We start from the raw sequence: 22,480 nt of genomic DNA, 5'->3' as shown, positions 1-22,480 counted from the left end.
ATGGCTCCTAGAATAATCCACTGGAATCACTGAACAGTTCATCAAGTTGTTTATCAACCCTGATGTAAATTTCATGTTGTATTTTAACATTCAAATTAATGTTAATGGGCTCACTGGGCACGGCCACTTTTACAGTGGGTGTACAGGCTGAAACCATCACTATCATTGCCGGAATGCACAGAAGACGAAGCATACCCAATTCTCCCGGTTAATCTTATGTATCGCCACTCGGAACCGGAAGCCAGCGCCACAATGACATGACCGAACCCGAATTCCGCACCTGTTACCTTTGATCGGTTAACACCAGTATACGTTTGCCAAACTTAACCGGTGATGAACAAATCAGGGAGTTGAACGGCGTTGAATACGCTGTTGCACCCGCTTTTTAATGTCATCTCCCAGCTGGTTGCCGAGTTGCAGGCTGGCGATCATAGCAGGCAAATCCTCTTCCAGCGTAATATTAAAATTAATCGCCCGCCCGCCTTCCAAAGCCGGATTGCTGCCTTGCAAGCGCACCGCCAGCATCAGCTTGCCATTTTCATCATAGCTGACGCCGCTATCCAACACAGTATAGTGAAAGTCATCCAGCGCATCAGTGATGACTTTCATGCCTTCGGAGGTTTTGGCAATATCGTTGACCCGCGCCGAGCGGTACTGCAAGCGACCGCCAGGCTGCTGGGCGGCAAGACGGCCTTCACGCACAATAAAGCCGGTTTTGGTGAGTTCCACCGGCACACGGCCGGAAATTTTGCCGGTACCGGTCAGATCACTGGACGGATGCTCCGCCAGCAAGCGGCCGAGATCGACGTTGGTCAGTTCAATTTCCAGCGGCTGCGACGCTTTACTGAAGTCCATCGTGGCAGGCACTACACTGACCAGCCCATCCAGCAGACCGGCTTCCACCTTACCCAGCGTCACCTGCCCTTGCATAAGATCGCCAAGCGGCGCGTTGTAGCGGGCAGACATAGTGATGGGCGCGAAGGTGAACCCCTGCACCACCTCGCCCACCACCAGATTGTCGGTTGCCAGCGATAGCCGCTCACCCAGAGTGAGGTTGAGTGTACCCGTGGCTCGGCGAAACGCCGTGGTGTCATACACACCGCCTACATCAGCCAGCCGCCAGGCCAGCGAGCCGCGCAGCTTTTCCATTTGCCAGTCCCCGGAAAACTTGCCTTTGCCGCCGGTGCGCCCGGCGGCCAGGGTCAGCAATTCCGGCCATAAAGGTGTTAGCAGGGCGAAAGGGTTCCCCGCTAACAGGAAGACATCCGGCATTTCTACCTCAGCCTGCCAGCCGCTTTCCTGCAATATCGCTTTGTGGGTTACCGTCAGGCGATCATCAAATACCAGAGAGCCATCGACGTGGGCGAGCGGCACAGTATCACCAGGCGCATTGGCTTTTACACTGCCCTGCCAGCGCCAGGGATGGGCTTGCAACATCTCCTGCTCGATAGCCGCAACGGCCAGATCGCCAGTCAGCGCCAATTGCACTTGCTGCCATAATTGCGGGTTGCCCTGTAGCTCCAGCTGCGACAAGGCAAGCTGCGCGCCTTGCACCCCCAAACCCTCCATTTTCACGCTGCCCGCCAGGCTGAGCGGAGACAAGAGCGAGAAACGCAGCTCCGGTTGCTGCCAAGCCAGGCTGAAGTGGCTGTCCAGTGCCACAGCGGATAATTGCCAGCCTTCCAGAGGCTGCCATTGCGCGGCATCCAGCGTAAGCCGGCCATCTTCAATGTTCAGCGTCTGCAAATCATCGGCAACGGTGGCCGCCACCACTAACCGGGTGTTTACCTTGCCGGCCAGGGCTATATCCAGTGCCAGCGGCAAAGCCTCCAACGCCGTTGGCGTTTCAGCCGAGGCAGAGTGTGCCTTGAGGGTTAACGATTGCCAGCCGGTATCCAGCGTTGCCAGCGCGTCGGGCAATACCAACGCGTCTACCTGACTTTCTACCGCCAGTGCGTGTTGCAACAGCACACCATCACGAGCCGCAAGAGACAGTCGAATTTGCCCGCTCAGATCACCCACCGCCGGTACCGGTATCGCGGAGAGCAATAACGCCGACAATTCCACCTTGCCGTGTAAACGCTGGTGGATTTCATTGAGAAAGTATTGATAATTCAGAGAGCTGTCAGAGGAATCGCTGGCGGCCAGCAGAGGTTCCGCGTCCGCCTGCCAGACCAGCGACAGGGTGACCGGGTTGGTAAAGGCGTCCAGCGACGGCCATTGCTCAACGGAAACCCACTCGCCTAAAAATTCCAGCCAGGCCGCATCGGGCGCCATAGCCGTGAGCCCGAGGTTACCGTCCCAGCGGGGCGAATCACCAGCAGCATCGCCAACCAGTGAGGTAATAAATTCGGCATTGATAAAGCGGCCGCCCGCCAGGGTGAATTGCGCCGCGGGCAGACTGTACTTTGTGCCGCCTTCACCCGAGTTCCATTGCAGGCTCAGCTCCAGAGGCTCCGGGGTGTTATGTACCATCAGCCGGGCGTCCAGCATTTGCCCCTGACGCAGCACTTGCAGCCCGGATGCCAGTTCGCAGCCACCCGCTCGGGTGCAGGGAAGCTGCCAACGCCAGTGATCCACATGAATTTGCTGCGGCAGCCATTGCGGCAATTGCCAGGACGCCGGCAGCGTGAAAGGCCCGGCGTCGTCCGCCACCTCGGGAACCGGCTGGTCAGCAACCGGCAGCCATCGCAACCGCCCGGCGGCTATATTGACCTGCAAAATCTTCGGCATAGCCAAACCCGCCCACTGCCAACTCACCGAGAAATTGCGCATCTCTACCAAAGCGGCAAAGCCCGGTTGCTGCACACGAAAAGACGCATGCTCGATAACCAGCTGACGCGGGCTGAATGACGTGAGCTGCCAGCGGGCATCAAACACCCCGTAGCGCTCCATAATGCGGGGCAACTGCCACAGCAGGATGGCAGGCACTAATATGATCACCATCAGGGCAATGAATAATCCGATAGTAATGCGACGCCACAACAGGGATACCTTCACACCGCGATCCTTTTTCTCACCGGTTTTTTGCTTAATCGGGTTGTTCTCAATCTGTTTCTCTCACTCGGTTTTCGGCCGGGCTGTAACCCGGCGAGTTTTCTGCGCAACCAGCCGACCGGCTTACCGCGGACAAACTGATCACACCTCACCGCTTGACGCGCGCCCCTGGAACCGGAAGGCCGCCGGGATTTATTAACCCTGTTTCAAGCGTAGCAGTTTGCGCTCTGAAAGGCAGTATCCCGCATGGCATCGCCACTGGCAGACATTCATAATGCCAACCCCATCGCCGGGTCGAGTCAAACCGGATCGAGTCAAATAAGTAACACGCCGCTCAAACCGAAAAGATAAATGCGCCACTGGCTGCACAAATCGTGAATGTTATCGAATCACCGCCAAACTCATTTGACACACTAGTGCACCAGATATATAGTCAGGACGACCATCTTGTATACAAGTGCACAACAAAAACAATATCGCCCGCTTGCAAGGTGTCAGGACAAACGCCCGTTTGTCAGAACCGCTAATAATAATTCAGGAATCTGATCATGGATAAACCACGCCATTCGTTGTTCAAGTACAGCGCGCTGAGCCTTGTTATTCACGCGTTGGCACTGCCGGCTTTTGCACAGGAATCCTCCACCGACCAACCCCGTGCAGATATTGAAGAAGTTTTGATTACCGGTTATCGGAAAAGTTTGACCGATGCGGCTTCTGCCAAACGGCAATCGGTGAATGTCAGTGAATCGGTGTTTGCTGAAGATATCGGCAAGTTTCCCGATTTGAACATCGCAGAATCCATTAACCGCATGCCCGGCATTCAATTGATCCGCGATATGAATGGCGAAGGCATGAACATTGCGATTCGCGGGCTGGGCACCAACTTTACCAAAATCACCCTGAACGGCGCACAAATTGGCGTGGCATCGAGTGGCCGTATCGGCTCACAAAATCAGAACCGGGAAGTCGACCTTGACGTTTTTCCCACCGAATTATTTACCCGGCTTGATGTGAATAAATCGCCGGTGGCCAGTATGTCCGAAGGCGGCCTGTCGGGCACCGTGGATATGCGCAGTGCTCGCCCGTTTGATAATCCGGGCACTCATGTGAATTACCAGCTGCAAGGCAGCTACGGCGAAATTAATGAAAAAGTAAGCCCGCGCGGCTCACTCACCGCCAGCTGGACCAATGACGACGACACCTTTGGGGTGTTGGTGGGCGTTGCCGCGGTTAACAACAAATCCACCATTACCGGCTACGAAACCATTGGCTGGACCACACCGGCCCTGACCGATGCACAGTGCGGTGGCCCCGCTGCAAATTGTAATTTGATCGGTGGTAACGGCTACCGTATTCCTGACACGGTTCCCAATGGCGTAGGCAATGGTCTGGTACCCGGCACACCGATTGATGCCGCTTATTTGCAATCGTTAAACCCCGGGCTGGATATTAACCAGATTGCCAATGGCCTCACGCCTCGCTTGAATCGCCCCAGCTACATCGACGGCACCCGCGATCGTATTTCCGGCCTGGTCTCGCTGGAATTTCGCCCCACCGACGATTTGAATTTTTATCTGGATACACTCTGGGCCGATGCCGAGCGGGATTTTGACCGCCTCGCGATGAACTGGGTGGGTCGCAACGGCGCGGTCATTCCGATGAATATGGAAGTGGACAGCAACAACGTCGTTACCAGCGGCACTTTTGCCAACGCGCAGTTTTTTCTCGAAGCTCGCCCATATAAAGAAAACCTGGATTTTTACAACATCAACCCCGGCGTCTCCTGGACGATCAACGATCAGCTGCGCATTGATGCGCAAATCAATAAAGGCCGCAGCGAATTTTTCCGCGAATCCCCCAGTATTCTGGTCGCCACGCCAATGGGCCAGGGCATCACCGTTGACTTCAACAACAAGGGCGGCAACTTTCCTTCAGTCTCTACCAATGTGGATTTGAATGATCCCGATGCCGGCTGGAGCTGGAACGGTGGTCGCCTGAATATTTCCAATGAAAAACGGGTGGTAGAAACCGAAGGTGCGCGTTTTGATGTGCGCTTTGGTGACGATGTACAAAACATTAAATTCGGCCTCGCCTTTGACGATATCTCCCGGCGCATTACCTCATACGACAACAGCCCTGCCTGGGAAGACATTACCTGTCGCGGTTTGAATCCTGATGGCAGCGTGCCGGACCCTCGCCCCGGCTGCGTTGGTGGCGAGCTGGCCGCCATTCCGGATAGCCAACTGGGTTCTTACCTGAAACCAGGCCCGCACGGTTTTATCACCGTCGATTTTGACCGCCTTAAAAAAGCCAGCAACTACGCGGAGCTGAATAGAAATGCTCCGGAAAGTGACACAGCCGCAACCGGTGCAAAAACCGGCTTTATTTCGGAAGAAACGCTCGGCGCTTACATTGAATTAAATACCGAATCGGAAATTGCACAGCGCATTCTGCGCACCAATTTCGGCGTACGTTATGTCACCACCGACCAGCGCATTGACGGCCCGGTAACCTTGGGCGGCGAACGCAGCTATCAAAGTTTTCTTTCTGATTACGATGCGTTTTTGCCGTCATTCAACTCGGCCTACAATGTCTCCGAAGATGTCATCCTGAGAATGTCGGCATCCCGCACCATGACCCGCGCCAACCCGAGCAACATGCTGCCAAACACCACCTTCAGCGACCCGTCTGCGCAGGAAGCAGTACAAGGCAACCCGAACCTGGCGCCCTACCTTTCTACTAACTTCGATATTGGTGGCGAGTGGTATACCGGTGAAGAGGGTTACATAGGCTTAACGCTGTTTAAAAAACAAATTACCGGTTTTACCGTACTGGGCACCAATACCGTTTCCTTCCAGTCGCTGGGCATTCCTTTTGACACGCTGACCGATATTCAACAGTCGGCGCTCAACAGCCGCGGTGGACCAGGCTCGGCGATGGTGTCTGTTGCGCAACAGGTTAATAGCGGCCAACTGGATTTAACCGGGCAGGAATTAACACTGGTGCAGCCATTAAATAATGTGCTGGAAGGCCTGGGCTTTAGCGCCAACTACACGCATATCAGCCAGGAAGGCAAAGGCAGTGGCGCACCTGCGAAAGCAGTAGGCGTGGCACCGGTCACCTGGAACTTTACCGGCTACTGGGAAAACTTCGGCGCGTCCATCCGCTTGTCTTATACCTGGAATGATAAACAAACCATTTCCGGCCCCAACCAGAACAGCGTGCCCGATGCCGAGTTGAAAACCGATGCGCGCGGCCAGTGGGATTTATCAGCCAGCTATTCACTGGAAAGCTTGCCGACTTCACCACAAATTACTTTAAACGTTATCAACCTGACCGGAGAATCTTCACGCAACACCTTCCAGCACGATAACGCCACCTACGAATACTACGACCCGGGCTTCAGCGTCATGCTGGGGCTGCGCGGCAAGTTCTAGCGTTCCTCTGGCCGATCCCGGGGACGCATGCAAACCCCGCGGTAACCTTTGCCCCGTCTTATGATGGGGCTTTTTTATTTTTACGTTGGCTGAATATCTGAAATGATGACAAACGGACAAAATGGCACCAACTGCATAGTTTAAAACAACGAACTTCACCAACAAAAACGCCACGACAAAGCGTGGCGTTTTTGTTGATGCGATTTCGGGAAAATTAACCCGTATTGCGCATACCGGCAGCAATACCCATCATGGTAACTTTCAGGGCGCGCTCCAGATCCGGGCTGATATCTTCGCTACTGCGGTAGCGCTTCATCAGTTCGGCTTGCAGATAGTTGATCGGATCAACATAAGGCTTACGTACTGCCAGAGAGCGACGCAGAATGGGTTCATCGCTCAGCAATTCGGTTTGCTTTTTGATGCGATTCATCAACACTTCCAGCGCAGCCAGATCAGCACGTAATTGCTCACCCAGGCCGTGGTATTCCACCGGCACCAGTTGCTGTTCGTAGTAAGCGCAAATTTGACGATCAGCTTTACCGATAACCATTTCCAGCAGATCCAGGAAGCTGGAGAAGAACGGCCAGTTGGCAATCATATCTTCCAGAATCGCCGGGTGATTTTTCAAACCGTATTCCAGCGCCTGACGGGTGCCCAACCAGGCCGGCAGGTTCAAACGCACTTGCGTCCAGGCAAACATCCACGGGATAGCTCGCAAGCTTTCTACACCGCCACTGACTTTACGCTTGGCCGGGCGGCTACCCAGTGCAAGCAGACCCAGTTCCTGCTCCGGCGTCAAACTGCGGAAGTAAGGCACGAAAGACGGATGACCGCGTACAACAGAACGATAGGCTTCAACACTTTGCGAGGCCATCAGCTCCATCATGTCACGCCATTCCTGTGCCGGCGCAGCGTGCGGAGACAAGGTAGAACGCAATGTTGCGGACACGTAGGCCGAGAAGTTGGAGAACGCGAGACGCGGTACGCCGAACTTGTAGCGAATCATCTCGCCCTGTTCTGTAACACGAATACGGCCTTTTACCGACCCCGGAGGCTGCGAGCTCATGGCTTTTTCTACCGGGCCGCCGCCACGGCCAATGGTGCCGCCACGGCCATGGAAAAGTACCAGTTGCGTGGCATATTTTTCGGCCAGCGCTACCAGTTTTTCCTGCGCTTTGTATTGCGCCCAGGTGGCAGACAGCTTGCCGGCATCCTTGGCGGAGTCGGAGTAGCCAATCATCACGGTCTGGGTTTTATGGCAATACTGCTGATACCAGGGCAACTGCCAGAGACGATCCATTACAATCGGGGCACGATCCAGGTCATCCAGAGTTTCAAACAAGGGCACAATGGGCATATTCCACTGCATACCGCTTTCTTTCAGCAACAGTGCCACCACCAATACATCGGAAGGCTGCTGTGCCATGGAAATAATGTAGTGCGACAGAACTTCGCGCGGCTCGTTGGCTACCACTTTACAGGTGTCGAGCACTTCAGCGGTTTCGTCAGACTTTGGCCACTGCGCTGGCAGTAACGGCCGCTTGCTGCTGAGTTGCTCCAGCAGGAACGCCTGACGCTCTTCTTCAGACCATTCGCGGTAGCTGCCCAATTCCAGGTATTGGGTCAGCTCGTCCATCGCTTTTACGTGACGGTCACCGTCCTGACGCACATCCAGTGGCACCAGGTTGATACCGAAACAATGTACACGGCGGATAGTGTTGACCAGCGGGCCGCTGGCAATGTGCGGCAAACCGACATCGTGCAGCGACTTGTAACAGAGCATCAACAGCTCGAGGATATCATCGCGAACAACAATCAAATCTTCCGGGGCTTCGGTGAAGCGACCTTGCAGACGGGCATCGGCCCAGGCCGCTGTTGCCAGCAAGCGCTTGCGCAGGGCAAACATGGCATCGCGATAAGGGGCACGGCTGTTCGGGAAACGGGCACGCAGCTCGTCGTTGGCGTCCGCCATACTTAAATCGTTGGCCAGCTCCAGCGCATCAGAGGCGTACAGCTCAGCCGCCATTTTGCGACCCAGCAACAGCACTTCACGCGTGACTTTGTGGGTGACATTCGGGTTGCCATCGCGGTCGCCGCCCATCCACGAATAGAAACGGAAGGGTTGTACATCGACCGGCAGGCTCTGGCCCAGATGTTCACGGCAAAGGTTGTCGAGGTGACGAATAAAATCGGGAACCGCCTGCCACAGGCTGTTTTCAATCACCGCGAAGCCCCACTTGGCTTCATCTTGCGCCGTCGGGCGCTCGGTGCGAATTTCGTCAGTGGTCCAGATTTCTTCTACCAGACGGTGAATGCGGTGGCGAACCTTGTCTTTTTCAAAGGTCAGCAGGTTGTCGTTTTTAACTTCAGACAACGCATGGGAAATATTTTCGTATTTGCGAATCAGGGTGCGGCGGGTAACTTCGGTCGGGTGCGCGGTGAGTACCAGTTCGATACGCAGCTGACGAATCACCTGAGCCAGTTTCTCCTTACCGTGCACACTGGCAAACTCCAGCAGCATGGCTTTCAAGCCATCTTCCTGCTCGGATTCGGCGCTGGAAAAATATTCCAGGTCAGCGATGTTGGCCAAATTGAGAAATTGGCTGAAGGCGCGAACGATTGGCAGAACATCGGCATCGTTCAGATCGCCCAACATTTTTACCAATGGCGCAGAGTCAGCGTTTTCGGCACTGTTAATGGCTTTGCCCAGTTTTCGAATGCTCTCAACCTTTTCGAAAAGTTCTGACCCTTCGTGGGCGTGAATCGTCTCGCCGAGAAGCTCTCCCAGCAAGCGCACATTATCACGCAAGGTATCTGGCAATTTTGACATCGGGTATCCCCCAGTGAATCCAAGTAATTAACGCTGAAAAACGGCTGCTCCAGGCGCAGCGGGGCGGCTATTCTACGTCATGAAATCGTCGCTGTGAGCGCATTTTGCATCTGACGACAAAAAAAACAGCGGCATGCTGTCAGGTAACGGGCGCCGATTTTCGACAGAAACACCCATGTTTGGCAAGTCTTGTAATGCAAAAAAGACACCATCCGACGCTGGCAGCGGCGAAAAATGCCGCCTTTCAGAGCCCGAAGAGTAACTTCCTGCGCCTGAAAAACACCATCGGCCGAAAATCAAAACCCTTGCTTCGACATAACGTCAAGCACGGGTTAATTACCACGACATAGTGCCGGGCATTACCCGGCGCCGGTTATGCACAGCTTCTGTGGATAACGTTGTTAATCACCCTGTGGTAACCGGACAACAACCCTAAGGCAGCGGTCTTGCGGGAAATTGTTCAATTCGTGAGCAGCGCAAATATCGACGCCGCAAAAGCTTATTCCTGTAACCAGATCAGGCTGGCCATACGGCCGGTTACGCCGTCGCGACGGTAGGAATAAAAACGCCCGGTGTCGGTAAAGGTGCAGAAATCGCCACCGAAAATGTCTTGTACCCCCAGGCTCTCCAATTCGGCACGGGCCAGGGCATAGAGATCGCCGAAAAAGTGTAATGGCTTTGCCCCGGGGGTGAATGCCCGGGCAATTTTTTCGCTGTGGTCAGTGTTACGGGCGTTTTCAAAAAAGGTTTCCAGCACATCGATGCCCACTTCAAAGGCAGCAGCAGAGATTGCCGGGCCGAGGTACACCAGCAAATCGCCCGGCGCATCGTCAAAACTGGCGACGGCACTGGCCAGCACACCATCAGCAAGGCCTCGCCAGCCGGCATGCACCGCCGCAACCCGGTTTTCTTTTTTGTTAACCAACAACACCGGTAAACAATCGGCGGTCATTACCGTGCAAGCCAACCCGCTGGCGCTGGTAAAACAACCGTCGGCGGTGCGTACCAGGTCATCATCTTGTGCTTCTACCACCCGGATACCATGCACCTGCTCCAACCACTGAGGTGCACGCGCCAGCCCCAGTTGCTGGCAGAGCTGGTGGCGCCGTTGCGTTACCCGTTCGGGGTTGTCACCCACATGTAGCGCCAGGTTAAAGCTGGCGTAGGCATCGCCGGGCTGCGGCTCGCCGCGCGTGGTAATACAGCTGCGCACGCGCGCCGATACCGGCCAGTCAGGCACAATCAATGAAGGAAGAGTCAGGGTGTTTTCCGGGTTGTGGGTCATCAGTCTGGTCCTAATCCTGCTCAGGATAGCCTTCTTTAAGCGCACGCAGTAATTCCTGCATATCGGCTGGCACAGGTGCAGACCATTCGGTGTACTCACCGGTTTCCGGATGTTCAAGCCCCAGGTTGGCAGCATGCAAGGCCTGACGCGGAAAACTTTTCAGGGTTTCTATCAAGTTTTCGCTGGCACCCTTGGGGATTTTAAAACGCTTACCGTACACCGGATCACCAATCAGCGGAAAGCCGATGTGCGCCATGTGTACCCGAATCTGGTGGGTTCTGCCGGTTTCGAGTTTGACGCGAATATGGGTGTGATGCGGGAAGCGGGTTTGCACCCGGTAATGGGTAACGGCGCGCTTGCCGCCATGGCTAAGCACCGCCATCAATTTACGCTGGGTGGGGTGACGCCCCATGGGCGCATCGACCGTGCCGCCGCCCGTCATCGCTCCTACAGCAACCGCTTCGTACTCGCGGCTAACGGTGCGATCCGCCAGCTGCTCTACCAGATCGGTATGAGCGTGCAGGGTTTTGGCGACCACCATCAAGCCGGTCGTTTCCTTGTCCAGACGGTGCACAATACCGGCGCGCGGCAGGTTGATCAGGTCAGGTGCATGGTTTAACAAGGCATTTAACAGGGTCCCGGTATGGTTGCCCGCCGCCGGGTGAACCACAAGGCCGGCCGGTTTGTTAATCACCATCAGGTGATCGTCCTCATGGACGATATTCAGCTGAATCGGCTCCGGCTCCCAGGTGCCTTGCGCCTCAAGTTCGGCATTCAGTTCCAGCATTTCACCACCAATGACTTTGTCTTTGGGCTTGGCGATGCGGCCGTCCAGGGTTAACTGGCCATCACGAATCCAGGATTGCAGACGCGAGCGGGAAAAATCAGGGAACAACTCGGACGCAACCTGGTCGAAACGCTGGCCATAGAGACTGACCGGAACCTCTGCGCTAAGCTCGAAGACTTCTTTCATGTGCTGGATATAACCTCTGTCTTGCGTGATAGGAGCCTCGCCGTGAATGGCGTTTGCTCCGGATTAGTTCGCTTTGAGCCGTTTGCCCCTATGGCAACGTCACTCACTGTGTTTAAATACTGCGCCATTACGTTACGGCGTTAACGAATAAACAAATCAATTATTTCCTTTTTTGCGAGTCCAGCGTCCTATGCGAGTCCTGCACCCACTACTTCTCAGCGCTCTGTTGCTGCTGGTTGGCTGCTCTTCTGCTAACAAAGAGCCAAAATATACCAGTGAAGCGGATCTTTATCATGCTGCCGAGTCCCAACTTCAGCGCAGCCAATGGGAAACCGCCGTCAGAAACCTGCAGAGCCTTGAAGAAAACTTCCCTTTTGGCACCTATGCCGAGCAGGCTCAGCTGGAATTGATTTACGCCTATTTTATGTCCGGCCAGCCGGATGCGGCTATCGCTACCGCCAACCGGTTTATCCGTTTGCACCCGCAACACCGTAATGTTGACTACGCCTATTACATGATGGGCCTGAGTGCGTACGACAAGGACAAAGGCATGTTTGAGCGCGTGCTGCCAACCGACCTGACGATGCGCGATCCGGGCCCGGCGCGGGAATCCCTGGCGAATTTTTCGCAGCTATTAACCCGCTACCCGGACAGTCCTTACGCCACCGACGCCCGCAAGCGTATGCTGTATCTGCGCAGCCTGCTGGCACGTTATGAAATTCACGTGGCCAACTATTACTTCAAACGTGGCGCTTACGTAGCCGCGACCAACCGTGGCCGTTATGTACTGGAAAACTACCCGCAAACGCCGGCCATTCCGGATGCATTGGCGGTTATGGTACAGGGTTATCGCATTCTTGGCCTGCAGGAATCTGCAGATCAGTCGCTCGCCATTCTACGCGACAACTACCCGAGCCACCCGGTATTGAATTCCAGCGGTGAGTTTAACGAACGTTACAGCTATGGTGATGGCAAACGCTCGTGGGTAAACCGTATTACGTTTGGCCTGTTTGAAAAGTCCGAACCACCAGGGTTTGACACCCGTGAGCAGTACGATCCGGTGTATCAGCGTCCGCCGCGCCCGGGTCGCAGTTAATCTGAAAAAAGCCCTGCTTTGTTCGTAAAAAAGCCCTCGCCTGTCGAGGGCTTTTTTTATCTCAATGACCCGCTTTCCAACCTGAGGTAATCGGGTAACGACGATCCCGACCAAAAGCGCGCTCGCTGATACGGGTTCCCGGCGGTGCCTGGCGGCGCTTGTATTCGTTCACATCCACCAATCTCACCACCCGCTCCACCTGAGCGCGGTCAAAACCGGCGCCGATAATGTCTTCAGCGCTTTGGTCCTGCTCTACATACAACGCCAGAATCTGATCCAGGATGCTGTAAGGTGGCAGGTTGTCTTCATCTTTTTGATCCGGTGCCAGCTCTGCGGATGGCGGACGGGTAATGACCGACGGCGGGATAACCTCAGCCAGCGTATTACGGTATTCCGCCAGCGCAAACACCAGCGTTTTCGGCACATCTTTTAACACGTCAAAGCCACCGGCCATGTCGCCATAGAGCGTGGAATAACCCACCGCCATCTCACTTTTGTTGCCAGTGGTTACCACCATGTAGCCGGTTTTATTGGACAGTGCCATGAGGATGACGCCCCGACAACGCGCTTGCAGGTTTTCCTCAGTGGTATCACGCGGCTTGCCTGTGAACGAGGGTTCAAGCCCTGCCATAAAAGCATCGTAAATCGGCTCAATGCTGATAGAGCGGTAGCTGACGTTCATGCGCGCCGCCTGATCCGCCGCGTCGGTACGGCTCAATTCCGAGGTGTAGAGGAAAGGCATCATTACCGCCTCTACCCGATCAGCCCCCAACGCATCGACGGCAATTGCCAGCGTCAGCGCCGAATCAATACCACCGGATAATCCCAGCAACACGCCTTTAAAGCGGTTTTTATTCACGTAGTCACGCAAGCCGGTAACCAGTGCCTGGTATACCGATGCGTGTGATGACAGATAAGGCACCTGCTCGCCGTCATGACAATGAACCGCGACGCCATCCCACTCCAGCCGCGCGGTGTAAACGCCCTCTTCAAAAGCTGCCGCACGCACGCACACATCACCGGCCGCATCGACCAATACCGAACCGCCATCAAATACCAGTTCGTCCTGACCACCACATAAATTGGTGTACACAATGGGCATGTCGCCAGCTTTAGCCTGAATCGCCAGAATTTGTTCCCGCTCCTGTTGCTTGCCCTGATGATAGGGCGAAGCATTCAGGTTCAGCATCAGGCGGGCACCGGCGGCACGCGCTTGCAACATGGGCTCCGGATGCCAGATATCTTCACACACGGTAAGCGCCACAGGAATGCCTTTAATGGTAACAACGCAGGCATCCTGACCTTTGCTGAAATAACGCTGCTCGTCAAACACCTGATAATTGGGCAGGCACTGCTTGGCATACTCGGCGATCAATTCACCGTCCTGAATAACCCCCGCCATATTGAACAGCTTGCCGCCGCGCAAAACGGGGTAACCCACCACCAGCGTCACCGGCAAACGCGCCGCTTGCAACTCGGCCAACGCCTTTTCAATACGACCTTGCAAGGCCGGGCGCAATAACAGGTCTTCTGGCGGATAGCCGGTAAGCGTCAACTCGGGAAAAACCATCACATCCACCTGGCGCTCCTGAAAAGCCCGCTCGGCGACCGCCAGCACTTTACAGGTATTGCCGGGAATATCGCCTACCAGCACATCAATCTGTGCCATTCCTATCGTCACGTTAACCATACGCAGTCTCTTTACTGTGCAGCAAAATAAAAGCCCTAAAGGCGCTGCCATCCTGATATCGGTAGACAGCCCTATCAGGTCATGTGCCTGAACTCAATCAGCCATTTTCGGTTAATCAGCCCCATTTCGCAAAGGGGCTGTTAACAAACCGGCGTACTCACTATGATGACAGCCATTACAACCTTACGCCCGGCCCGACATCTGACAACATGGACAATCTTTTACTGAACCCGCTGCCGGCTCCCGGCCACAATCCCTATCAGCTGTTGCGTGCCTATAGCTATTACCACACCTTGCTGGGCAGCCTGCTCATTCTGCTTTTTCAGAACAAGGTGGCCCCTAATGTATTAGGCGTTGAAGATCCCGCTTTATTTTTCTATACCGCGTGCGCCTACACCGTGCTCAATTTCGCCTCCATGGTGTATTTGTGGCGCGCCAGGGACATGCCGTCTCCCGCCTTTATCTTTGGCATTTTATTGATTGATCTCATCGCTATTAATTTGATGATGCATGCCAGCGGCGGCGTGACCAACGGGCTCGGCTACCTGACTTTGATTACGGTGGCAGCTGGCGGCATTTTATTAACCGGCGAGCTTGCACTTTCTTTCGCAGCCCTGGCATGTATCGCGGTTATTTCCGAAAGCCTTTACCGCTTTTTTTATGACACGCTCAATCATGACTCGCTGTTTTCTGCCGCATCGCTGGGCGTGTTGATTTTTATTATTGCCATTGTTTTTCAGCACCTCACCCGCAAACTGGTGGCCTCTGCAGAAGAGGCAAAATCCCAAGCCATTCAAGCCGCACATATTCAAAAATTGGCGCGGCTGATTCTTGAGCGCATGAGAACCGGCATTCTGGTATTTAATCGCCACAATGAAATTGAATTGTGCAATCAGTCGGCAATGAATCTGCTGTCTTTCCGCCAACCGGCTAGCGGCAAAGGCGACTTGAAAGATATTCCGGCACTGGAAGAAAAAGTAAAACTCTGGCAACAATCGCCCAAAGCGCACTCGCCCGTTTTAAAAATTAATAGCGGCTTGTCTGATGAAGTGAAGATCAATTTTGCGGCACTGGAACCTGGCGATGAAGCCGAAACACTGGTGTTTGTAGAAGACAATCGCTCTATCACACAGCAAGCCCAGCAACTGAAATTGGCCTCGCTGGGGCGTTTGACGGCCAGCATCGCCCACGAAATTCGCAACCCGTTGGGCGCTATCAGCCACGCCAGCCAGTTACTCGGCGAATCCGAGGCATTGCCGGCGGGCGATCAGCGGTTGCTGGAAATTATTGATGCCCAATGCAAACGGGTGAATCAGATTATCGAAAACGTTTTGCAATTGTCCCGCCGCCGCACCGCACAACCCAGACAGGTGATGTTAAACAGCTGGCTGAAAGACTTTGTCGCCGACTATCGCCGCAGTAAAAATGAGCCACTAGATATTGTGCTGCATTGCCTGGCACCGGGCATTACCGGCCAATTTGATCCGGGTCAATTGCAACAGGTATTAACCAATCTCTGCGACAATGGCTTGCGTTATAGCCTTTCCGCAACAGGAAAACCCCATATAATGCTGGTAGCCGGGGTTGACTCAAAACTACAACGCCCGTTTATCAATGTGGTAGACGACGGCCCGGGCATCAGCGAAGAAAATGAAAAGCACCTTTTTGAACCGTTTTTTACTACCGAAAACGCCGGCTCGGGCTTGGGGTTATATCTGAGCAAAGAGCTGTGCGAAGCCAACCAGGCGTTTATACAATTTCGCAGAACACCGGACGGCAGCAGCTGTTTTCATATCCAACTGGCTCACGCAGAAAGAGCCCTTTAAATAACAGTATTTCACAGAGCATTGCTATCATGACGCAACGACGGGCATTGGTAATTGACGACGAACCGGACATTCGCGAACTGCTGGAAATTACCCTTGGCAGGATGCAAATTACCACCGACAGCGCCGCCAGCGTAGACCAGGCACGCGAGTTTCTTGCCAGCAGAACGTATGATTTATGCCTGACCGATATGCGCCTGCCCGACGGCAATGGCCTGCAGCTGGTGGAATATATTCAACTGCATCATCCGCGCCTGCCGGTTGCGGTGATTACCGCCCACGGCAGTCTTGATACCGCCATCGAATCCATGAAAGCGGGTGCTTTTGATTTTATTTCCAAACCGGTTGATCTGGCAGCATTACGCAAACTGGTCAGTACCGCCTTGCAATCCAGCCAGCTGCCCGTCTCTCAAACACCTCAACTTCGCATCATTGGCCAATCAAACGTTATTCAACAATTGATTCGCAGCATTCAGAAACTGTCACGCTCACAAGCGCCGGTTTACATCAGCGGTGAATCCGGTACCGGTAAGGAACTGGTGGCGCGCTCCATTCACGAACTTGGCCCCAGAGCGAACGGCCCCTTTATTGCCGTCAACTGCGGTGCCATTCCCCGGGAGCTGATGGAAAGCGAATTTTTTGGCCACAAGCGCGGCAGCTTTACCGGAGCACATCAGGACAAAGCCGGATTGTTTCAGGCGGCCGAAAGTGGCACGTTGTTTTTTGATGAAGTCGCTGATCTGCCGCTGGATATGCAAGTTAAATTACTGCGAGCCATTCAGGAAAAAAGCGTTCGCCCGGTGGGCGCTGCCGAAGAAATTGCTACCGATGTGCGCATATTGTGCGCCACGCATAAATCCCTCGAACATGAAGTGAACGAAGGCCGCTTCCGTCAGGATTTATTTTACCGCCTGAATGTTATCCAGCTGAGCGTACCGCCCTTGCGCGAGCGCGGTGAAGATATTGCGATATTGGCAGAACACCTGTTAAAGAAAATTGCCGCGGACATGGACATATCGCAACCTCGCTTGTCGCCAGCAGCCATGCGCCATTTACGGGAATATACCTTCCCGGGCAATGTGCGTGAACTGGAAAATATTCTCGAACGGGCGTTTACGCTCTGTGAAAACGATCTTATTGATGAAGACGATTTGCTACTGGAAAGCCACACCGGCTTGCATCAACCCGGCAACGGCACGATTCAAAAATCTCACCCGGCCAAACGTAGTTCAACCCAAACCGACTACCCGGCACGTTGCGCCGAATTTCCCTCGCTGGATGATTATTTACAGGAAGTAGAAAAAGAAATTCTCTGCCACCAGCTGGAACAAGCCAGATGGAACAAAACCCTGGCGGCCAAGCAATTGGGAATTACTTTTCGCTCATTGCGCTATCGCTTGCAAAAACTGGGGCTGGATGATGAATAAAGGCCAATGAGAAGCGCTCATTGGCCTTTAAAAGTTACCAGCATTCATCGGTGGCATCTGCACTGTTGCTGTCTGTAGCGGCACGCTTGCCGGTTTGATCCAGAGTGAAGGTAGCACAGCGAGTATCTTTGGCTTGCCGTGTGCCAGCGACTGCCGTAGCTGTCAGCGTCCAGGTAGTGGCCTGATGGTTGCTGACCGTCACCACGTAGTGACCTTCTTTTGAGGTTATACCGGCAGCGGACTTAACATCATCAACCACTTTGCAGACGCCATCTGCTGGCGAGTAAGTGCTGGCCGAAGTAAAACAGCGCTGCAATCGCTGAGCAACATCATTCAGCTCTATCTTTGCATCCGCGCGACCACTCTTCAGCACCTGTGCCTGATAAGAAGGGTAGGCTATAGCACCAAGAATGCCGATAATCGCCACCACAATCATCAGCTCCACAAGCGTAAATGCCTTTTGTTTTTTTGTAATGCGGCTCATAAATTTTTCCTGCCCTTCAAAATCCGTTCAACCTATTGTTAGACTTTACTTCCGGTTAATCCATCTGTTTCCAGGACATACGACCTCTGGCTCCTCCAGGCAATTTCCCATCCAGCAAATCGCATTCACCCGTCACATCGCATGGTATTACCCAGACGTTATCGGCCCCCATACCAACGCCGGAATCATTAACTACCGCATCACCTCTCATACTGTTGATCACCGACTCATGCAATATTCGGTGGGCGATATTTTTATTACCAATTGCAACCAGTTCCATTAACCAGCTCTGCCCGCCAACCACGCATGGGTCGTCACTGGGTATCAACGTGGTAAAAATTAAACGATCAAAGAGCAATTGCGGCTTGGTAATAACCCGTTCACTAGTGTCTTTATCTCCTTGATCAAAGTCGAGATACCACCCGCGAATATCGGTCCAGTCCACTGCAGAAGACTCTATTCCATCTTCCGTTACTCTCTCACCATTAATAGTTCGCTTTTCACCACTTTGAGTAATCGATTTTTTATGAAGCACACCATCCCGTCTACCTGCGTCATAGCCAATCAACGTGCCGCTATCGACCAGTGCATAGAAACTCTGCACAGGACTGGCCGCAGGGATGTTGTCACCGATATCGAAGTATTTCCCGGTTCCGAAGTAGACCATCACCGCATCATTTTTTAACGGATTCAATCCGAGAGTTGGCATACTGGTTATAGGCTGGGCAGTATTGCTGTCGTCTCGCGCCTCGAATAACTTCGTCGAATTATTACCTGTGATATCAAATTTCCACAGATTGCCTTCACGATCTCCAGCATAGGCGTACTGCACCAATCCTGAAAAATTGGGCAGTAAAGCCGGCTCGGACAATCCTCTGCCAGAACCGGTATCAATAAAACTCACCGCATTATTTGCCAGGTTCACAACGACCAGTTGAGAATTCGTAGAATCTTCATAGTGATAACCGTTACCGGCAACAATCGCCCAACCACCATTCACAAGAGGCACAATTTGTGGCTGCCCCAGCATATAGCCAAGTTGAGGATGATCCTCTTCGGTCAACTCAAACAGTACTGTTGGCTCTGTTCCACCGGTAACATCAAGGGCGTAAAAACCCCGAGCGCCAGCGCCAAAAGTCCCGACAAGGATTGTTCTCCAATTACCGTTCTTATAAACATCACCAACATACAACGGGCCATCCACAAGATATTGGTGCCCCCTGTTACCCTGACCATACTCCGGATGTGTTACCGCAGCCAGCTTGTGATAAATCGCATTGGGGACATAGGCAAATACTTCTTCCAGCGTTTCAGGATTGAATGCATGCAACTTGCCATCATTCGCGCCCACAAATAACAAGTTGGGGGCACTGTAGTTTTTATAATCTGTGCCTGCTTCACCAGGGATACGTTGATAACGAGCATTTTTCCTGCCGGATATGACCGGGCTTGAATTAACGACATCGCCCATAATGTGTCGACGTGTCTTACCCTCGACTTGGAAATCGCGAGATCGCAACGAGGTGCCCTCATTGGTGCTGGCGCCACGCAGCCAATTCACACGAGCTTCACCCAGTTCTGATCCAGAATTCAATAAATTTCGTTGAGTTGCATTTAAATTAGCCCAAAGAAACTCGGTTCTTGTCCATGCACCACCATCCGTTGCTCTGGTTCTGGTGAATATTTTACGGTTTGCCGGTTCCGAAAATGTGGTGACTGCGTCAGCTTCAGCAGACTCAGTTGTGACCGATGCTTTTGCAAGATTATTTTTATCATCCATCTCACGAATAGATAGTCGGCCATACCAATGTTCGCTATTAAACATTGCTTGATAAATCTTGCTACCCTCAGTCAAGCGCGTAGAGTTGGTAGCAACGGCGGTAGCCGATGCATTGACTTTAGCGGCTTCGCCAATCATGTATTTTATACGTTCTTCCAGAAGCGCCGGGTTATTTACACTGAAGTAGGCGTCTGGAATACCATCAGGCACATCAACGTTGGTGTTGTTATTTATTTTATCCCAGCCTATTGGAGCACCGCCGGCGCCCAGACTCTCAAAGTTGCCATACTTGGCCGCATAGAAAAGCGGGCTACGTAAACGATTGGTAGTACTACTACCCGGAGCGAAGGTTTTTGTTTTCAAGTAAATTCGGGCATCTCCGTCATCTGGCGGTAAATAATCAGATCCTTCAGGAGGCATGGTGTTGTACCAATTCCAGTCACCCAATGATGACACAACCTTTTCACCGGAACTATTTACGAGATTGTGTGCGTCGTTACCACCACGCTTTACCCACTCTGTGGCTTGCAAACCATCAGTACTGGTACCACTGATAATATAGGTGAGACCCATCTGGGCGCCGGTGGCCCAGTAGGGAATAGAGTTGATAATACGAAGGTGATTATCTGGAACGGCGTTGTGTGTAATTTTTTGATCATGCATACGATAAGTCTTATCGCTACCACGATGCGTACTATCTGCATCCTCGCCGGTACCCGTACCGAAATCCTGACAGGATTTTCCTATGCAAAATTCAATGCGTTGAACCGAGTCCATATCATGATCCGAGCCCTGATCCTGATCTTCCCAGTAAAAGAGATAGCTGCCTCTAACCGGATTACCATTGTTGTCCGATTGAATATCTTCCACTCTTACAGAAACCAGAGAGCAGGTTTGACCATGGTCCTGCGATGTACAAATAGGCACAATAGACATGGTTCCGCTACCAACCGGAATGTCGAGACTCGGTAGCCCCTGTGAAAGTTCGATAGCAAAGGTATCAACCGTTCTATTCGTTTCTCCTGTACGGATACTGTTTGTCTTTGCCATATAGGCAAGCCCGGCAACTACATAAGATCCCTGAGCCATTGGCTCTTCCGGACACAGTCCTCGTACTTCGGATAAAGACATGTTTCCAGATGAACATTGTGTTGCTCTGTCTGTTCCCCCATTAAAAAAGGATGGATCACTTCCAAATTCGAGCGTACCGATTTTATTGGTATAATCGGTATTCAAAGTGTCCAGAGTAACGCCGCTCACAATACTACCAATCATCGCACTGGTAACATCATCCGAGTCCCATGAGTTGGGACCACTGGAAATTACAATAACGGAACAACGAGTACATTCTTCGGCATCCGCTAAAGGGTCATCCCACGTAGCAACATTGGTGATACCCGCAGGGCCACCACCGCTATCACCATCACTGAAATTCCATGTTGGCCCTGCAGAAGAAAGGCCATCAGTAGCCGGGCGACTCCCACTCAGGTATCGCAACGTCTCAGCATAAATTTCACCAAGTGGATTACCCCAATCGCTGTGATCACCACTATAGCTATTATTAGAAAACTTGTACCCTACGATCTCAAAACGATCAATATTGCCAATAATTCCGGTAACATTTCCGTTAAATATACCGGTATTAGTATCATATTCGTTTACATTGTCCGTATTGCCGGTGTAAGCGTTACCCACCAAAGGCATCGCTTTTTTGCGAAGCACGCCGCCGCTACGGTTTTTCCCCCACGTCCCGGTCACCAGGCCAAACTTGACCGTACCCTCATACTCCTGCAACACCCCTATCGGTTTCACAGCACCACTATCGTAAGTTTTACAACGGCTTGCATTGGCATCCTTGTCAGTAACACAAACCTCAACGCGGGCAACCAGTGTCCCCAATTCGCTTCTGTTTGAGCTGTCATAGTTCGGATTTGTGGCTTCCACATCCCACTGGCACTGCTGAACTTCTGTGTTCGCCCAGTTATACCACTGGCCTTTTGCTACACGTATTTCAGGCTCACCGCCATTCCCTGACGATACATTACACAAAGTAATGGAGTCGTAAGCAAATGAGGCAGGTACGTAATGACTAACGGGGCCAGAGGTATTATCTTTGGTGCGAGGGTCATAGACTTTAGCAAAGGCGTGGTTATCTTTTGGAAGATAGCTGCGCTCAAGAACCGTTGAAGAGGCGGTATCCGTCTGACGCTTCCCTCCGTACAAAACCTGGCGAAGAACATCAATACGGGTCATGGTTGCCCAGTTAAGAAAATTTCCACTCCACTCACCAGTACACTGATGATTAGCAGTCGGGCGGGATGGAGAGAACTTCTTATTGGCATAGGTGTAACACCAACCAGAATCAAAATAACCGTAATAGGAAAAATTATTGTTGTAGGTGGTATCACGCATCGTCATTACACCGCCTTCCAAATTGGTGTAATCGTTGTAGGCTTTTTTAAATAGTTCATGATCGCGCGACATGGCGAACATCACTACCGGCGTTGCCGCCGTGGTCAGAAACAAGGGCTCCTGAGCGGGCTCGGCATACGTTGACGAAGATGAAAAAGATACAGCAGAAGCCAGCAACAGCAACGCCATGTCAGATTGCAGATATTTTTTGACTCGCAACGTGAGTGACCGGATCATTGTGCT

The 22,480-nt window shown here is 52.8% G+C and carries 12 protein-coding genes; 4 read left to right on the top strand and 8 right to left on the bottom strand.

Features of this window, described 5'->3' with window-relative positions; genetic code table 11:
• Positions 1–7 precede the first annotated feature (7 nt).
• Positions 8–157 (bottom strand): YnbE family lipoprotein, encoded by a 150-nt coding sequence (locus C4F51_RS04675; protein ID WP_268905078.1) that lies wholly within the window; start codon positions 155–157, stop codon positions 8–10.
• A 185-nt stretch (positions 158–342) separates the two neighbouring features.
• Positions 343–3,000 (bottom strand): intermembrane phospholipid transport protein YdbH family protein, encoded by a 2,658-nt coding sequence (locus C4F51_RS18300; RefSeq protein WP_193907619.1) that lies wholly within the window; start codon positions 2,998–3,000, stop codon positions 343–345.
• Between the two features lie 545 nt (positions 3,001–3,545).
• Between C4F51_RS18300 and C4F51_RS04665 the strand changes: the two genes are divergently transcribed.
• Complete coding sequence (locus C4F51_RS04665; protein ID WP_193907617.1) at positions 3,546–6,434, top strand: TonB-dependent receptor; 2,889 nt, start codon at positions 3,546–3,548, stop codon at positions 6,432–6,434.
• Positions 6,435–6,648: 214 nt separating this feature from the next.
• Here C4F51_RS04665 and ppc read toward each other — a convergent pair whose 3' ends face one another.
• From ppc to rluD, 3 genes are all read right to left on the bottom strand, one after another.
• On the bottom strand, positions 6,649–9,264 hold the full coding sequence (ppc, locus tag C4F51_RS04660) for a phosphoenolpyruvate carboxylase (protein WP_193907615.1): 2,616 nt from the start codon (positions 9,262–9,264) through the stop codon (positions 6,649–6,651).
• A gap of 499 nt (positions 9,265–9,763) precedes the next feature.
• A complete protein-coding gene (pgeF, locus tag C4F51_RS04655; RefSeq protein ID WP_193907613.1) occupies positions 9,764–10,549 on the bottom strand; it encodes a peptidoglycan editing factor PgeF in 786 nt (261 codons plus the stop codon).
• 10 nt (positions 10,550–10,559) lie between these two features.
• Complete coding sequence (rluD, locus tag C4F51_RS04650; protein WP_193907611.1) at positions 10,560–11,522, bottom strand: 23S rRNA pseudouridine(1911/1915/1917) synthase RluD; 963 nt, start codon at positions 11,520–11,522, stop codon at positions 10,560–10,562.
• A gap of 190 nt (positions 11,523–11,712) precedes the next feature.
• Between rluD and C4F51_RS04645 the strand changes: the two genes are divergently transcribed.
• Complete coding sequence (locus tag C4F51_RS04645) at positions 11,713–12,618, top strand: outer membrane protein assembly factor BamD (protein ID WP_193907609.1); 906 nt, start codon at positions 11,713–11,715, stop codon at positions 12,616–12,618.
• A gap of 61 nt (positions 12,619–12,679) precedes the next feature.
• Here C4F51_RS04645 and C4F51_RS04640 read toward each other — a convergent pair whose 3' ends face one another.
• Entirely contained in the window at positions 12,680–14,308 is a 1,629-nt protein-coding gene (locus C4F51_RS04640; protein ID WP_193907607.1) for an NAD+ synthase, read from the bottom strand.
• A 209-nt stretch (positions 14,309–14,517) separates the two neighbouring features.
• On the opposite strand from C4F51_RS04640, the gene C4F51_RS04635 reads away from it, so the two are divergent.
• Together C4F51_RS04635 and C4F51_RS04630 are read left to right on the top strand one after the other, a co-directional pair.
• A complete protein-coding gene (locus tag C4F51_RS04635; RefSeq protein ID WP_193907605.1) occupies positions 14,518–16,134 on the top strand; it encodes a sensor histidine kinase in 1,617 nt (538 codons plus the stop codon).
• Between the two features lie 29 nt (positions 16,135–16,163).
• On the top strand, positions 16,164–17,561 hold the full coding sequence (locus C4F51_RS04630) for a sigma-54-dependent transcriptional regulator (protein ID WP_193907603.1): 1,398 nt from the start codon (positions 16,164–16,166) through the stop codon (positions 17,559–17,561).
• A 34-nt stretch (positions 17,562–17,595) separates the two neighbouring features.
• Here C4F51_RS04630 and C4F51_RS04625 read toward each other — a convergent pair whose 3' ends face one another.
• Both C4F51_RS04625 and C4F51_RS04620 read right to left on the bottom strand, forming a co-directional pair.
• Positions 17,596–18,045, bottom strand: coding sequence for a type IV pilin protein (locus C4F51_RS04625; RefSeq protein WP_193907601.1), 450 nt, complete (start codon positions 18,043–18,045; stop codon positions 17,596–17,598).
• A 55-nt stretch (positions 18,046–18,100) separates the two neighbouring features.
• Positions 18,101–22,474, bottom strand: coding sequence for a pilus assembly protein (locus tag C4F51_RS04620; protein ID WP_193907599.1), 4,374 nt, complete (start codon positions 22,472–22,474; stop codon positions 18,101–18,103).
• Positions 22,475–22,480 lie beyond the last annotated feature (6 nt).

It is taken from the genome of Cellvibrio polysaccharolyticus, assembly GCF_015182315.1.
GTDB lineage: Bacteria > Pseudomonadota > Gammaproteobacteria > Pseudomonadales > Cellvibrionaceae > Cellvibrio > Cellvibrio polysaccharolyticus.
The sequence above is the reverse complement of the archived record's forward strand: the minus strand, read 5'-3'. Positions and strand labels throughout refer to the sequence as shown.

Excerpts from the sequence above, each read along its gene's own strand:
- C4F51_RS04675 (WP_268905078.1), bottom strand. The coding sequence starts at position 157 with ATGGTTTCAGCCTGTACACCCACTGTAAAAGTGGCCGTGCCCAGTGAG.
- C4F51_RS04665 (WP_193907617.1), top strand. The coding sequence starts at position 3,546 with ATGGATAAACCACGCCATTCGTTGTTCAAGTACAGCGCGCTGAGCCTT.
- ppc (WP_193907615.1), bottom strand. The coding sequence starts at position 9,264 with ATGTCAAAATTGCCAGATACCTTGCGTGATAATGTGCGCTTGCTGGGA.
- pgeF (WP_193907613.1), bottom strand. The coding sequence starts at position 10,549 with ATGACCCACAACCCGGAAAACACCCTGACTCTTCCTTCATTGATTGTG.
- rluD (WP_193907611.1), bottom strand. The coding sequence starts at position 11,522 with ATGAAAGAAGTCTTCGAGCTTAGCGCAGAGGTTCCGGTCAGTCTCTAT.
- C4F51_RS04645 (WP_193907609.1), top strand. The coding sequence starts at position 11,713 with ATGCGAGTCCTGCACCCACTACTTCTCAGCGCTCTGTTGCTGCTGGTT.
- C4F51_RS04640 (WP_193907607.1), bottom strand. The coding sequence starts at position 14,308 with ATGGTTAACGTGACGATAGGAATGGCACAGATTGATGTGCTGGTAGGC.
- C4F51_RS04635 (WP_193907605.1), top strand. The coding sequence starts at position 14,518 with ATGGACAATCTTTTACTGAACCCGCTGCCGGCTCCCGGCCACAATCCC.
- C4F51_RS04630 (WP_193907603.1), top strand. The coding sequence starts at position 16,164 with ATGACGCAACGACGGGCATTGGTAATTGACGACGAACCGGACATTCGC.
- C4F51_RS04625 (WP_193907601.1), bottom strand. The coding sequence starts at position 18,045 with ATGAGCCGCATTACAAAAAAACAAAAGGCATTTACGCTTGTGGAGCTG.
- C4F51_RS04620 (WP_193907599.1), bottom strand. The coding sequence starts at position 22,474 with ATGATCCGGTCACTCACGTTGCGAGTCAAAAAATATCTGCAATCTGAC.